Raw genomic sequence first — 13,684 nt, 5'->3', positions numbered from 1 at the left:
TCAGGCCCCGACCCGGGCCGACGACCACCGCTCGACGAGTCGGGTGCGGTCGAACTCGACCGCCTGCTCGAGCTGCTCGGAGATGTTGAGCAGCAGCTGTTCGGTGCCAGCCCGGGTGACCAGCTGGGCGCCGACGGGAAGCCCGTCGACCAGGCCGCACGGCAGTGAGGCGGCGGGAACGCCCGCCACGTTGAAGGGCACCGCGAACGGGAACGCCCCCCAGAGCTGGTCGACCTCGTGTCCGTCGATCGTGGCGGGCCTCTCCCCCAAGGGGAAGGCCGGTACGGCGACGGCGGGAGTCAGCACCACGTCGTAGGTCGTGAGCAGGTCGTCGATCCGCTGGCGGAACACCGGCAGCAGCTCGTTGGCCCGCAGTGCGGCCGACGGGTCGAGGGAGAGCGCGGCCCGCAGCGCCGACCGCTCGTAGCGGGTGAGCTGGTCGGCATGCTGGGCCAGCAGATGCCCGCGCTCACGGTGCTCGTCGTCGAGGACCAGCGGACCGAACACGTCGTTCCAGCCGTCGACCGGGAGGTCGATCTCGGTGACGTGGTGTCCGAGGGTCTCGAGGATGTGCGCAGTCTTCGCGATGACCCCCGCGACTCCGGGATCGACCGGGCGCCCCTCGGGGTGGGCGCAGTAGCCGATCCGGAGCCCGGTGCGGGGCACCGCCGGCAGGAACGTGCGGCCCGCCAGGACGCCCAGCATGGTGCGTGCGTCGGCCACTGTGTTGGTCATCGGGCCGGCGCTGACGAAGTCGGTCATTGCGCGGAAGCCACGTTCGTCGCTCACCACGCCGGCGCTGGGCTTGAGGCCGTAGAGGCCGGCGAAGGCCGCGGGGATGCGGATCGACCCGCCGCCGTCCGACCCGACCGCGAGGGTCGAGAGGCCGGCCGCCACCGAGGCTGCGGCTCCGCCGCTGGAACCACCCGGTGTCCGTGTGGTGTCCCACGGATTCGCCGTGTCGGGGCCGAGCAGGTTGTCGGTCGTGGCCGACTGGCCGAACTCGGCGGTGTTGGTCTTGCCGGTGAACACTGCCCCGGCCGCGCGCAGTCGCCGGACCACACCGGAGTCGGTCTTGGCCACCTGGTCGCGATGGACGAGCGAGCCGAGGGTGGTCACCACACCTTCGATGTGGAAGGCGTCCTTGATCGACACCGGCACCCCGGTCAGCGGGGCCAGCGGCCCGCCGTCGGCGTACCGTCTCTCCGCCTCCGAAGCCTGTGCCAGGGCCAGGTCACGAGTGACCTCGACGAACGCGTTCAACTCGACGTCGTACCTGTCGATGCGGTCGAGGAACGTGGTGGTCACCTCGACCGGGCTCACCGTGCCCCGGCGGTACGCCGAGACCAGCTCGGCCGCCGACCACCGGCAGAAGTCCTCGTCAGCCATGGGGGTGGACCCCGCCGCTGACGCCGTAGACCTCTCCGGTGATGTAGCCGGCCTGGTCGGAGACCAGGAAGGCCACGAGGTTGGCGATGTCGTCAGGCTGCCCGATCCGGCCCAGCTTCGACTTGTCCTGCAGGTAGCCGTCGAAGAACTCGTCAGGGTAGATCTTGCGCAGGAAGTCGTTGTAGATCAGCCCTGGTGTGATCGCGTTGACCCGCACACCGTGCTTGCCGTTCTCCGCCGCGGCGACCCGGGTGAGTGCGTTGACGCCCGCCTTGGCCGCGGAGTACGCCGCCCCGTGCTCGGCCGTCGTCTCGTAGGCGGCGATCGAGCTGATGTTCACGATCGCGCCTGAGCCGGCTTCGATCATGTGGGGCAGTGCGTGCCGCATGCCGAGGAAGGTGCCGGTCAGGTCGACGTCGAGGCAGCGCTGCCAGGTCTCGAGCGACATCTGGGCGACGGGCTCGATCTTCGACCAGCCGGCGTTGTTGACGAGCACGTCCAGGCGACCGCGTTCGGCGACCACCGTGTTCATGCACTGCTCGATCGCTGCCGCATCGGTGACGTCGAGCGGGATGGCCAGGAACGGTCGTCCGTGCTCGCCGGCCAGCTCGTCAGCGAGCTCCTTGCACCTGCGCTCGTGCGCATCGGTGACGACCACGTCGAATCCGTCGGCGGCCAGCCGTCGGGTGATGGCTGCGCCGATTCCGGCGCCGGCGGCAGCGGTGACGACGGCGACCTTGTGCTCGGTCATGGTGCTCTCCTTGTCCTGGACGGTCAGGCGTTGACGGCGGGAATGATGTCGGTGGCCAACTGCTCCATGCGGCGCTTGCGGCCACCGGAGAGCAGGGCGAACGTGATCCGGTCGAGGTCGAGGGCGCAGAGATCCTTGAGGCGCGCCACGCACTGGTCGGCGGTGCCGGCCAGCGCGACGGACTTCACGAACTCGTCGCTGACGACCTGCTTGTGGCCTGCGTGCCGCGAGAGGTGCTCGACCAGGTGGTAGCCGGAGTTGGCCGCAGCGAACTCCGGACGGAAGCGCTCCCAGGCGGGCGGCATGTGCTTCCACACGTCGAACGTCGCGGCCTGGCTGGTCGCCCAGGCACGCACGTCGGAGAGCGCCTGCTCCTCGTCGTCGTCCACGCTCATCGTGACGACCAGGTCGATGACGATCTCGGAGCGGTCGCGACCGGCCTTCTCGAGGCCCTCGTAGATGTACTTCAGCTGCCACTCGACGAACTCGGGGTCGGCGCCGCCCATCAGGATCGCGCCGTCGCACTTCTCACCCGAGAGCCGCAGCATGCCGGGCTGGGAGACGGCCAGGTAGATGGGGATCTGCTTGCCTGCGGTCGCCAGCTTCACCTTGGTGCCGTAGAGGTCCTGCTCCTCGCCGGTGAAGAGTCGACGGAACTCGTCGATGCCGGCCGAGAGGTCGCCGAGCTTCGAGGGCTGGCCGCCGGCGCCGTACACCGCGGACCAGCCTGCGCCGAGGCCGAGCATCGCGTTGCCGTTGCTCAGCTCGTCGAGGGCAACCGTCGCGTTGGCGGTCACCGTGGGGTGCCTCGTGAGCAGGTTGGTGACGGCCGAGCCGATGTGCATGTTCTCCGTGGCGAGCGCGGCGATGTTCATCGCGGCGTACACGTCCTTCATGCCGAGCTGGAAGTCGATGAACCACATCGCCTCGAAGCCCTTGGCCTCGGCTTCCTTGGCCAGGTCGGTCACGTTGGTCAGTGGTTCGCGCGGGCTGACGCCCATCGAGAGTCCCCAGCGGTCCATGGTGTTCAGTTCCTTCCAGAGAGGGCAGTGCGCATGACGGCAGTCACGGCATCCGGGTTGTCGATGTTCATGAGGTGTCCCGCATTCGGGATCTCGGTGTAGGTCACGTCGGCCAGGGCCTCGGTGATGATGTCTGCGGCCTTGCGAGGGCAGAAGGTGTCGTCGGTGGCGCCGACGACGTCGACGTGCACCTTGATGTCGGCCAGGCGCGGCGTGAGCGGTGCGGCGTTCAGACCGGCCATTGCCTGCGCGGCATTGGCGTAGCCACGCCCGTCGCCGACCACGCGCAGCCGTTCCGCGACGACCTGGTCGAGCTGGTCGTGGGCCACCGCCAGAGCCGCGGCGGTGTCCTCGCGCATTCCGTGACGGAACTCGGCGGATGCCGTGTCCGCGGCCTGCGCGATCCGGTTCGCGTAGAAGCCGGTGGCGGCGCGACCGACCACGGACGACGTACCGAGCACGATCGCGTGGGTGACCAGGTCGGGGCGCTCGGCAGCGGCCCAGAGGGCGACGGTGCCACCGAGGGAGAACCCGACGACCGTGGCCGGGCCGGTGACCGTCTCGAGGAAGCCGAGCAGGTCGCGCCCCAGCTGCTCGAGCGTTGCGTCGCCGTCGCCAACCGTGGTGCCACCGTGACCGCGCAGGTCGTAGGCGAACGTGTGTACGTCGGCCAGGTCGCGCTGTTGCACGGCCCAGGTCTCCTTGCCCTCGGCAAGCCCGTGCACGAGCACGACGGGCGGGCCGGAGCCGGCCTCCGTCCACTCGACGTCGATGTCGCCGATGGTTCGGGTGGATGTGGCTGTCATGCGTGCTCCTCGAGGATGCGGCGAAGGTCGACCTTGCGGATCTTGCCTGCGGCGGTCACGGGCATTTCGTCGACGACGCGCAGGGACTCCGGAAGCTTGCGGTCGGACACTCCCGCTCGACGGAGCCAGCGCACGAGCTCGTCGAGGGTCGGCGGGAGGTTCCTGGCCACGATCACGGCGCAGATGCGTTCGCCGAGGCGCTCGTCGGGCTCGCCGATCACCGCCACCCGGAGCACGTCGGGGTGAGCCGCGATCGCGTTCTCGATCGGCACCGGGGAGATGTTGACGCCGCCGCGGATGATGAGGTCCTTCAGCCGCCCGGTCAGGCGGAGGTAGCCGTCGTCGCCGATGCTGGCCAGGTCGCCGGTGCGGAAGAAGGCGTCCGGGGTGAGCAGGCTGCGGTACATCTCCTCCTGCCCGAGGTAGCCGACGAAGACCCCGGGCCCACGCATGGCCAGCTCGCCGACCCCGTTGTCGTCGGGCTCGAGGATGCGGAGCTCGAGGTCGGGCAGCGGGATGCCAGCGGTGCTGGTCAGTTGCTCGGGCGTGCTGTCGGCCGTGCCCGTCGTTCCGGCGCCCTCGGTCATGCCCCACAGGACGGTGACGAGAGTGTGCGGGGCCTGCTCGGCGGCCTGCTCGAGAAGGCTCGGCGGCACCGGGGCACCGCCGCAGAGGAAGCTGGTCAGGCTGGCCAGCTTGGCCTTTCCAGCCGGCCATTCGGCATCCACGAGGTCCTTGAGGAACGGAGTCGCGGCTGCGGTGAACACGCACTGGTGCTCGTCGACGAGCTCGAGGCCACGCACCGGGTCCCAGCGGTCCTGGAGCACGAGGGTGGCACCCGTGAACAGGGACAGTCGGCCGCCGTGCCACGCGCCGACGCTGTGGCCCAGCGGCGACGGCATGAAGATGGGGGTCTCTTCGGTGATCCCGAAACGCCGGGCGAAGCCCAGGTTGACGGCGGCCATGGTGTCGGCGGTGTGCATGACGGCCTTCGGCATGCCCGTCGTGCTCGACGTGAACATGAGGTGGTCGACGCCGGCGGGAACCACGGGGGCACGCCGCTCCCCCTGTGCCCAGGTCCAGAACTCCGCGCCGTCGTCGTCGACCAGCAGAACGCTGGTCGCCCAGCCGCACGAGACGGCCGCGTCGCGGGCCCATTCACCGGTCGGCCGGTTGCGGCTGGTGTGGGCGCCGATGATCACGCGGGAGCCGATGAGCTCGTGGACATGGCGCAGGGTCCGGGAGTCGGTGCTGATCGGCAGCGTCGCCGGCACGGCGCCGATCTGCAGGCAGGCGAGCAGCGACACCTGCCACTCCACGCTGTTGGGCAGGTAGATCAGCACGGCGTCTCCGGCCTGCACACCGGCGCTGACCAGGCCGCGGGCCATCAGGCGCGCCCGACTCGAGAGCTCGCGACGGGTCAGCGCGTGGCCACGGTCGTCCACGAGTGCGAGGTGGGTCGGGTCGGCCTCGACGAGGCGGTTGAAACGGTCGGCGAGCTGCTCACCCGGCCACCAGCCGTTGCGGCGGTAGTCGTCGGCGAGCGGGTGCTCTGCGCCGAGCTGGAGAGGCGTTGCTGTCTGGGTCACAGGTCGATCGTCCAACGGTCTGCATCTCCTGTCAAGAGAGTGATGTCGCTTTTTTTCTTTGCTCACGTCGCTTTACGTTATGCTCGGGTCCACACAGGCCAAGACGATCACTTCGGGAGCCCGCACATGCCAGTGTCCGCAGAACCCACCACCCCCAAGGGCCGGCGCACCCGCGACCATCTCGTGAACGCGGGCCGTGTGGTGTTCGCCCGCGACGGCTACGTCAGCGCCCGCATGTCCGACGTGGCGCAGGAGGCCGAGATCTCCATGGGTGGGCTCTACCGCTACTTCGCCAACAAGGAGGACCTCTTCGGCCAGGTCATCGCCGACCTCCATGAAGAGCTCTTCCAGGCGAGCACTGCCACCGACCACGACTTCAAGACCGACCCCTATGAGGCGCTGGTCGAGTCGAACAAGGGTTACCTGCGGCATTACAGCGAGCAACGCGACGTCATGCGGGCCTTCATCCAGGCTGCCCACGTCGAAGACCGGTTCCGCGACTTCTGGTGGAAGATGCGCAACCGCCACATCGACCGCTTCGTCACCGCGCTCAAGAACGTCCATGGCATCACCGAGGTGAACGGCGTCGACGCCGCGCTGGCGGCCGAGTCCGTGGCGTGCATGGTCGAGCAGTCGGCCTACGTCTGGTACGCCCAGCACAAGCTGCACGGTTCCGAGGTCGACCTCGATGACGCGGCTCGCACGGTGGCTCACACATGGTTCGTCACCTTCTTCGGTCCCGACGACCACCGGGTCGCCTCCTCCTAGAGGGAGCGCAGGTGCGGCGGGAGCCCGTCGGGAAGCAGCGGTTCGAGCGAGGCACCGATCGCGATGAGATCGAGGTCGCTCCCCCGACGCCCGACGAGCTGCACACCCACGGGCAGCCCCTCGTCCAGGCCGGCCGGGATCGCCAGCACCGGATGCCCGGTCAGGTTGGCGAAGGCCGTGTTGCGACACAGCGCGGTGTCGCGGTCCTCCCACTCGCCTGCCACCTGCACCTGCTCGTCGTACGCCGGTGACGCGGGGAACGGCACTCCCGGGAGCAGCAGGACCTCGACCGTGTCGAGCAGTTGGTCGAGTTCGTCACTGAACGCCATACCCGACGTACGCGCCGTGTCGTACTGCCCGTCGGTGACCAGGGCAGCTGCGGCCAGCCGAGCTCGGACGTACGGCGTGTAGAGGTCGGCGCGATTCGCCCACCGGGCGTGGAAGCGACTCGCCTCGTGGCCGATGATGGTGAAGTTGTCACCGACACTGGCCTCGATTCCGGGCAGCCGCACCTCCATCACCCGCGCGCCGAGATCACCGAACGCGTCGGCAGCCGAGGAGACGGCGACATCGACCGAGGCCGCCGATCGTCCGAGACCGGCGAGGACGCCGACAGTGCGCGGCACCCCCTGCGGCGTTGGCCCGCCGGCCAGGCCGGCCAGCACCCGTAGCAGCGGGTCGAGGTCCGCAACCGAACGTGCCATCGGGCCGGCCACGTCCAGGGTCGGGGAGAGTGGCACGATCCCGTCGGTCGGCACCAGCCCACGGGTCGGCTTCAAGCCGGCCACCCCGCACAGGTTCGCCGGAATGCGGATCGAGCCCGCCGTGTCGGTGCCGACGGCACCGAGGCAGAGTCCGGCAGCCAGGGCCGCCGCGGGTCCGCCGGACGAGCCGCCGACGATGCGTTCGGGATTCGCGGGATTGCGGGTCGGCTCGGTGGTGCCGCCGTACGCGAACTCGTGGGTGTTGGCCTTGCCGACCAGGACGGCGCCTGCCTGCTCCAGCCGGCTCCACACCGTGGCGTTGGTGTGAGCCACGTTCTTCTCGAGGACCCGGCTGCCGGCCGTGGTCACGAGGCCCGCGACGTCGATCAGGTCCTTCAGCACGACGGGGATCCCGAGGAGCGGACCCGACTCCCCCGCAGCCAGCCGGGCATCGGCCTTGGCCGCGTGCTCACGAGCCAGGTCGACGGTGGCGGTGACCAGCGACCTGATCGCGGGTTCGTGCACCGCCGAGCGCTCCAGCACCGCCTCGAGCAGCGCGGCCGAGGTCAGCTCGCCCGAGTCCAGTGCGGCCCGGGCGGCCACGAGCGTGGCGGGCAGGTTCACGCGGCTCCGACTCCGATCAGGCTCTGTTGCACGTCGCGCCGGCCCGAGAGATCTTCGGCGCTGCCATCGTAGGCCACCTCGCCGCTGACCAGGACGACTGCACGATCGGCGACCGAGAGCGCAAATCGCAGGTTCTGCTCGACCAGAAGGATGGCCGGGGCATCGGCCTCGCGGGTCAGTTGCCGCAGCAGGACGGCGATCTCGTTGACGATGGAGGGAGCCAGTCCCTCCGTCGGCTCATCGAGGAGCAGCAGGGACGGATTGGTGCTCAGCGCGCGGGCGATGACGAGGAGCTGCTGTTCGCCGCCACTGAGGTTGTTGCCGAACGCCTTCGAGCGCTTGCGCAGCACCGGGAAGAGGTCCATCAACCGGTCCGTGGTCCATCCGGTTCCCGACGCCGGCCGCCTGGCCGCCACCTCCAGGTGCTCGCGCACGGTGAGGCTGCGGAACACCTGGCGCGACTCGGGCACCAGACCGATGCCGAGCCTCGCGCGCTTGTGCGGGCCCAGCTCGGAGATGTCCCGGCCCGCCAGGCGCACTGCGCCCGAGGAGCGTGGCAGCTGACCCATGATGGCCCGGATGGTGCTGCTCTTGCCCATGCCGTTGCGCCCGAGCAGCGCGGTCACCGAACCGGACTCGACCGTGAGCCCGATGCCGTGCAGCACCGGCGCCCCGCCGTACCCGCCGCGCAGGTCCTTGATCTCAAGCAACGATGGGTTCTGCACCGAGATACACCTCCTCCACGAACGCGTTGCGGGCGATCGCCTCCGGGGTGTCGTCGGCCACGAGCTGCCCCTGGTGCATGACGAGGATGCGGTCGGACCAGCCCATGACCATGTCCATGTCGTGCGCGACGAAGATGACCGCGGTCTCCGGGCCCAGTTCCGCGACGCGGTCTCGCAGGTCGCCGCACTCGGAGGCTGTCAGCCCGACGTTCGGCTCGTCGAGAAGCAGCAGGCTGGGCTGTGCCGAGACGGCGATCGCCAGCTCGAGCCGCCGTTGTGCGCCGTACGACATGTTTGCGGGCAGCTCCACGCCGTCATTGCGACCAAGGTCCCACGTGTCCAGGAGCTCGTCGACGCGCGCCGCGAGAACCCGGTCGCCGCGCCAGCCGCGGACCATGCTCCATCGGTGGTTCTGACGGCACGCGAGGGTCAGGTGCTCACGCACCGTGAGGTCAGGGAACAGGCTTGAGATCTGGAAGGAGCGCGAGATCCCGGCCCGGTAGCGGCGGTGCGGGGCGAGTCGTGTGACATCGCGTCCGGCCAGTCGCACGTGACCGCTCGAGGCCTTCACCTGGCCCCCGAGGATGTTGAACAGCGTGCTCTTGCCGGCTCCGTTGGGGCCGATCACGCCGACCCACTCGCCGGCTTTCACGTTGAACGAGACGTCCTGTACGGCGTGCACTCCGCCGTACGACCGTCCGACTGCATCGATCTCAAGCAACGGCATGGGAGACCCGTCCTCTCGTGAGGGAGCGCAACGCGCCGGCGACCTTCGGTCGGAACCGGAGCAGCAGCGCGGTGACGATGAAGAGCCCGCCGATGATCATCGGGGCGCGCTCCATCGACCACTGGTTGGCGTAGAACTGGAGCAAGGTGACGAGGATGCCGCCGATGAAGGCGCCGTACCTCGTGCCGGAGCCGCCGATGATCGCCATCAGCACCAGCAGCCCCGACGTGGCGACACCGATGTTGGTGGGCGAGATCAGCCCGCTCTGGAAGGCAAACAGGGCACCACACACTCCGCTGAGGGTGCCGGACAGGACGATCGCGACAACACGGTAGCGCCACACGTCGTACCCGAGGGCCTCCATACGGACCTCGTTGTCTCGACTCCCCCGGAAGGCCAGGCCTAGCGGCGAGCCGATGATCCGCTGGATGGTGAACAGTCCGAGCGCAGTGAGGACGAGCACGAACTGGTAGAGCGTGCCCGAGTGCCAGTCCTCGCCGAGACCGAGCGAAGGGATGTAGATGCCGGTGACGGCCTCGGCCTGCGCGGTCTTGAGGAAGTCCCACTGCTGGGCGAGGTTCGAGACCATCTGGCCCAGCGCAAGCGTGACCAGGATGAAGTACAGCCCGCGAGCCCTGAGCGAGACGAGGGCGAAGACCAGCGACGCCAGCGCGGACGCGAGGGCGGCGGCGACGATGAGGTACCAGAACGACTCGTGGCCGTAGCGCACCATCAAGAGCCCGGCGGTGTAGCCGCCCACACCGGCGAGTGCGGCGTGACCGAGGCTGTAGAGCCCGGCCTGACCGTAGGCGAGGTCGAGGCTTGCGGCCATCATGGCGAAGATCAGGGCCCGGGTGAGCAGGCTCTCCTGCTGGCTGGAGAGCAGGAACGGCAGTTCGAGAGCGCCGATCAGGAGCACCAGGACCGGCACCTTGCGGCGCAGCTGGGTGAACACGGTCGTCATGTCAGGCCGTCCTTCCACTGAGGCCGGTCGGCCGCAGCACGAGCACTCCGGCCATCAGCAGGTAGAGCATGACCGAGGACATCTCGGGAAACCGGTCGCGCGAGAAGGCGTCGAGCAGGCCGATCACCAACGCCGCGACGAGAGTGCCGGGCACCGAGCCGATGCCGCCGACCACGACCACGACCAGTGCCATGAGGAGAACCTCCATCGGCTGGTTCGTGTTCGCCCCCAGGACCAGGCCGCCCATGCCACCGGCGATGCCGGCGACCGCGGAGCCCAGCACGAACACGGCGAGGACCACCCGGTCGAGGTTGATGCCGAGGCCCTTGGTCATCTCCGCGTCGTCCATGCCGGCACGCACCATGGCGCCGACCCGGGTACGGTCCTGCACCAGCCAGAGCATCAGCGCGATCGCGAATCCGACGACAGCGATGGCCAACCGGTTGGCCGGCACCGACACTCCGCCGATCTGGACGGCGCCCTCGAGCCAGCTGATCCGGAACGGTGCCTTGGCGATCGGGCCCCAGATCCACTGGGCCAGGTTGGCCAACACGTAGATCAACCCGAACGACATGAGTATCTGCTCATTCGGTCTGCCGGGGATGAAGCGGAACAGCCTCTCCAGCGCCAGCCCGAGCGCCGCACAGATCACTGCCGCACCCAGGATCGCGACCACGAGGGGGTAGCCCTGGTCGACGGCGAGGGTCGAGGTGACGAACGCCCCCACCATGTAGACCGCCCCGTGGGCCAGGTTGAGCACGCCCATCGCTCCCAGGAGCAGGGCGAGACCCGATCCCATCAGGAACAGGACCGCTCCGAGCGAGATCCCATTTGCGATGATCTGCATGTCAGTGTCCGACGTTCTCGTAGGTCTTCACGGGTTCCCACTCGTAGCGACTGCCGTCCTTGATCGCCTTGACCACCGTGCGGTTGGACGCGGCGACGCCGTCTGCGTCGTACGACGCCGGGCCGATGACGGTGTCGAACACCTTCCCGTCGAGCTCCTCGCGGAGTGCCTTGACGGACGTGTCTCCATCGGTCTCGTCGGCACCGGTCAGGAAGATGTCGGTGACCGTGTAGGCGAAGGCGACGGTCTGGTTCGGAATTCCGTGGTACTTGGCGTCGTACGCCTTGGTGAAGGCCGCATTCTCCGGGTAGTCGAGCAGGTGGTTGTACTCGTTGAGGCCGATCTCACCGGAGAGCTCGTCGCCGATGCTCTGATAGGTGGGGTCGAAGACGCCCTGGAACATCAGCAACGGGACCTTGATCCCGAGGTTGCGGTACTCGCGGACGAACGCCGCGGCATCGTTGGGGACCAGCCACATGGCAAGCGCGTCGACGTCCTGGTCGAGCTTCGTGGCGTACTGCAGCATGTCCGTGGTCCCGAGCGGAACCCACTGCTGCTGGGAGACCTCACCGCCGGCTGACTTGAACGCGTCCGCGACACCGGCGATCGCGTTCTGGCCGTAGGCGTAGTCGGGTCCGAGGGTCGCGATCTTCTTGTAGCCAAGTTCTTCGGCCGCATAGGTGCCGAGCGGAGCCGCCGTCTTCTTGTCCGCCCCGGGCCAGATGAACCCGCTTCCGTCGCCGCCAGCCAGGGCGACGTCGCCACCGAGCAGGGTGAACATGGGAACACCCTGTTGGTCGAGGTACGCCGACACTGCCTGCTGGCTGGAGCCGAAGATCGGTCCGACGACGACGTCGGCACCGTCGGACTCGACGAGCTTCTTCACCCGCTCCAGGGTCTGGGACGGGTCGAGCACGTCCTCGTTGACCTTGACCACCGAGACCTTCTCGCCACCGGCCTCGCTGCCGAACTTGTCGAGCGCGAGCTCCACGCCCTGCGCTGCTTCGGGACCGTAGTCGGCGGCGAATCCCGAAGTCGGAGCCACCAGCCCGATGACGATCTCATTGTCATTGGCCGCATCGTCGTCGCGCGTGGCGCACGCCGCGAAGGACATCGTGAGCGTCGTCGCGGCAACGGCTGCCATCAGTTTTCGAGCCTGCACGTGGACTCCTCCAAGTCGATTACCAACCCCGTGGAGTCGATCGTCGGCCTGTGACGCGCATCATGTCAAGAGGGTGACGTCGCTTTTTTGTGTTTGCCGCCTCGCTTTTCTGGGCCCGATGCGGAAAGTGCCTACGACCGGTGGCGCCGAGACTGAAGGATCTGTGACTGCCGAGTTGTCACCGCCGATCGGGAGAACTCGCCCTCGACGACCTGGATGTAGGTCCGCGGGGATACTCGCTACGGTTTGGGCGGGTCCGGTCAGGTGGTCACCCCGAGAATGGCCGAACGGTCTGCGGCATGTTTTGCGGCATCGGCCCCAATGCGGGCCGTCGTGCGATCGCGCTGTGCGTCGGCCAGAAACGCAAAAACCGCCTCTGTCCTGCGTTCTCCGCAGGACAGAGGCGATTTCTCCGGTCGGGCTGACAGGATTTGAACCTGCGACCCCTTGACCCCCAGTCAAGTGCGCTACCAAGCTGCGCTACAGCCCGAAGCCCCGCGACTCACGCCGTGGAGCGAGTGGAACCCTACCGCAGCCCGGCGGCGAACACGGAATCAGGGTCCATCCTCGTCGCACCGAAATTCGTTGACACTTGGATTCTGCAACTGCTAAGCCAGTTCCCAACCACTGCGCCTCTTGCTTGCAGCACGGGAGGGTCTCGAGCACCGGGCTCGGTGGGGACATCCACTCACCTCGGGAAGGACCCTCCTCATGCGCTCGATCCGCCACACCATGCTGCGCCGACGTACGTCGTACGCGGTGGCCGCCGCCGCACTCGCGATGACCAGCCTGTCCGGCACTCCGACGGCACAGGCCGACGACGGCGACCTCCATCCGGACCCGTTCGCGTACTGCCCGGTCGGTGTGGTGACCAACCCCGACACCGGCGCCACCACGAGCACCTGCATCGCCTCCGTGGGACGCGGCGGCACGTTCAAGCTCGGCTCCACCGTCGTGACGCTCACCGAGGGCGTCAACGTCCAGGGCGGCCTGGGCATCACCCCGACCGGGCCCGCGTTCGTGCTCGCCAACGACGGCATGACCCTCTCCGGCCCCGACCAGAACGTCCCGGGTGGGGTGCTGGGCGTCGCCCAACTGGAGGGGCTGCTCCCGGGAATCACCGACATCAAGGCTGTCGTCCACCTCGCCGGCACTCCGACGTTCAAACTGGGCGCCAACCTCCGGATGGACCTGCCGGTCTACGTCGAGCTCAAGAACAACCTGCTCGGCCCCCACTGCACCATCGGCGCGCCGGACGCACCGTTCGTGCTGCACCTGACCAGCGGAACGACGACTCCCCCGGAGGGAGTCGAGCCGATCACCGGCGCCAACGGCACCGTCACCGCTCCGGACCTGGGCGTGACCGTGCTCGAGCTCAAGGGTCAGCGGTTGGTCGACAACACCTTCGCCGTGCCGGCCGCCACCGGGTGCGGTCCACTCGGACTGCTCAACGGCGCGGTCAACGCCAAGTCCCACCTTCCGGCTGCTGCCGGGGTCAGCGAAGCAAGGCTCGACGGCAATGCGTTCATCGTCGGTGCCTCACAGGTCGACCAGGTGACGGGCTACGTGCCGGGCATGTAGCAGCAGATGGTCTCGAGACGGGCGC

At 68.5% G+C, this 13,684-nt stretch carries 13 protein-coding genes and 1 tRNA gene; 2 read left to right on the top strand and 12 right to left on the bottom strand.

Annotated features, from left to right (window positions below; genetic code table 11):
- Genes ASH02_RS02810 through ASH02_RS02790 form a run of 5 tightly spaced genes read right to left on the bottom strand, consistent with a single transcriptional unit; the run spans position 1 to position 5,557 of the window.
- Positions 1 to 1,389 carry an amidase gene (locus tag ASH02_RS02810; protein WP_056686238.1) on the bottom strand — a complete coding sequence of 463 codons (1,389 nt, stop codon included), beginning with the start codon at positions 1,387 to 1,389 and terminating at the stop codon, positions 1 to 3.
- Positions 1,382 to 2,140: an SDR family NAD(P)-dependent oxidoreductase gene (locus tag ASH02_RS02805; protein WP_056686235.1), complete on the bottom strand. Its 759-nt coding sequence runs from the start codon at positions 2,138 to 2,140 to the stop codon at positions 1,382 to 1,384. The genes ASH02_RS02810 and ASH02_RS02805 overlap by 8 nt, the downstream gene beginning before the upstream one ends.
- Positions 2,141 to 2,163: 23 nt before the next feature.
- Positions 2,164 to 3,162, bottom strand: a complete 999-nt coding sequence (locus tag ASH02_RS02800; RefSeq protein ID WP_056686232.1) for an LLM class flavin-dependent oxidoreductase — start codon at positions 3,160 to 3,162, stop codon at positions 2,164 to 2,166.
- Between the two features lie 5 nt (positions 3,163 to 3,167).
- A complete protein-coding gene (locus tag ASH02_RS02795) occupies positions 3,168 to 3,968 on the bottom strand; it encodes an alpha/beta fold hydrolase (RefSeq protein ID WP_056686229.1) in 801 nt (266 codons plus the stop codon).
- Entirely contained in the window at positions 3,965 to 5,557 is a 1,593-nt protein-coding gene (locus tag ASH02_RS02790) for an AMP-binding protein (RefSeq protein WP_056686226.1), read from the bottom strand. Before ASH02_RS02790 ends, ASH02_RS02795 begins: the two co-directional genes overlap by 4 nt.
- A gap of 126 nt (positions 5,558 to 5,683) precedes the next feature.
- Here ASH02_RS02790 and ASH02_RS02785 point away from each other — a divergent pair, with 126 nt between their 5' ends.
- Positions 5,684 to 6,325 carry a TetR/AcrR family transcriptional regulator gene (locus ASH02_RS02785; protein ID WP_200950170.1) on the top strand — a complete coding sequence of 214 codons (642 nt, stop codon included), beginning with the start codon at positions 5,684 to 5,686 and terminating at the stop codon, positions 6,323 to 6,325.
- On the opposite strand, the gene ASH02_RS02780 is transcribed toward ASH02_RS02785, so the two are convergent.
- The 7 genes from ASH02_RS02780 to ASH02_RS02750 form a co-directional block, all read right to left on the bottom strand.
- Positions 6,322 to 7,653, bottom strand: coding sequence for an amidase (locus ASH02_RS02780; RefSeq protein WP_056686220.1), 1,332 nt, complete (start codon positions 7,651 to 7,653; stop codon positions 6,322 to 6,324). The two genes, ASH02_RS02785 and ASH02_RS02780, sit on opposite strands and share 4 nt — an antisense overlap.
- Positions 7,650 to 8,378: an ABC transporter ATP-binding protein gene (locus ASH02_RS02775; RefSeq protein ID WP_200950169.1), complete on the bottom strand. Its 729-nt coding sequence runs from the start codon at positions 8,376 to 8,378 to the stop codon at positions 7,650 to 7,652. Before ASH02_RS02775 ends, ASH02_RS02780 begins: the two co-directional genes overlap by 4 nt.
- Positions 8,356 to 9,105 (bottom strand): ABC transporter ATP-binding protein, encoded by a 750-nt coding sequence (locus ASH02_RS02770; protein WP_056686214.1) that lies wholly within the window; start codon positions 9,103 to 9,105, stop codon positions 8,356 to 8,358. Before ASH02_RS02770 ends, ASH02_RS02775 begins: the two co-directional genes overlap by 23 nt.
- Entirely contained in the window at positions 9,092 to 10,069 is a 978-nt protein-coding gene (locus tag ASH02_RS02765; protein ID WP_057294271.1) for a branched-chain amino acid ABC transporter permease, read from the bottom strand. The genes ASH02_RS02770 and ASH02_RS02765 overlap by 14 nt, the downstream gene beginning before the upstream one ends.
- Before the next feature lies 1 nt (position 10,070).
- Complete coding sequence (locus tag ASH02_RS02760; protein WP_056686206.1) at positions 10,071 to 10,916, bottom strand: branched-chain amino acid ABC transporter permease; 846 nt, start codon at positions 10,914 to 10,916, stop codon at positions 10,071 to 10,073.
- 1 nt (position 10,917) lies between these two features.
- Positions 10,918 to 12,078 (bottom strand): ABC transporter substrate-binding protein, encoded by a 1,161-nt coding sequence (locus ASH02_RS02755; protein ID WP_156393731.1) that lies wholly within the window; start codon positions 12,076 to 12,078, stop codon positions 10,918 to 10,920.
- Between the two features lie 416 nt (positions 12,079 to 12,494).
- Positions 12,495 to 12,568, bottom strand: a tRNA-Pro gene (locus tag ASH02_RS02750).
- A 221-nt stretch (positions 12,569 to 12,789) separates the two neighbouring features.
- Here ASH02_RS02750 and ASH02_RS02745 point away from each other — a divergent pair.
- Complete coding sequence (locus ASH02_RS02745) at positions 12,790 to 13,659, top strand: hypothetical protein (RefSeq protein WP_056686200.1); 870 nt, start codon at positions 12,790 to 12,792, stop codon at positions 13,657 to 13,659.
- The last annotated feature ends 25 nt before the right edge of the window (positions 13,660 to 13,684 follow it).

Source organism: Nocardioides sp. Soil796, from assembly GCF_001429525.1.
Lineage (GTDB): Bacteria > Actinomycetota > Actinomycetes > Propionibacteriales > Nocardioidaceae > Nocardioides.
The sequence above is the reverse complement of the archived record's forward strand: the minus strand, read 5'-3'. Positions and strand labels throughout refer to the sequence as shown.

Excerpts from the sequence above, each read along its gene's own strand:
- ASH02_RS02810 (WP_056686238.1), bottom strand. The coding sequence starts at position 1,389 with ATGGCTGACGAGGACTTCTGCCGGTGGTCGGCGGCCGAGCTGGTCTCG.
- ASH02_RS02800 (WP_056686232.1), bottom strand. The coding sequence starts at position 3,162 with ATGGACCGCTGGGGACTCTCGATGGGCGTCAGCCCGCGCGAACCACTG.
- ASH02_RS02770 (WP_056686214.1), bottom strand. The coding sequence starts at position 9,105 with ATGCCGTTGCTTGAGATCGATGCAGTCGGACGGTCGTACGGCGGAGTG.
- ASH02_RS02765 (WP_057294271.1), bottom strand. The coding sequence starts at position 10,069 with ATGACGACCGTGTTCACCCAGCTGCGCCGCAAGGTGCCGGTCCTGGTG.
- ASH02_RS02760 (WP_056686206.1), bottom strand. The coding sequence starts at position 10,916 with ATGCAGATCATCGCAAATGGGATCTCGCTCGGAGCGGTCCTGTTCCTG.
- ASH02_RS02805 (WP_056686235.1), bottom strand. The coding sequence starts at position 2,140 with ATGACCGAGCACAAGGTCGCCGTCGTCACCGCTGCCGCCGGCGCCGGA.
- ASH02_RS02795 (WP_056686229.1), bottom strand. The coding sequence starts at position 3,968 with ATGACAGCCACATCCACCCGAACCATCGGCGACATCGACGTCGAGTGG.
- ASH02_RS02785 (WP_200950170.1), top strand. The coding sequence starts at position 5,684 with ATGCCAGTGTCCGCAGAACCCACCACCCCCAAGGGCCGGCGCACCCGC.
- ASH02_RS02745 (WP_056686200.1), top strand. The coding sequence starts at position 12,790 with ATGCGCTCGATCCGCCACACCATGCTGCGCCGACGTACGTCGTACGCG.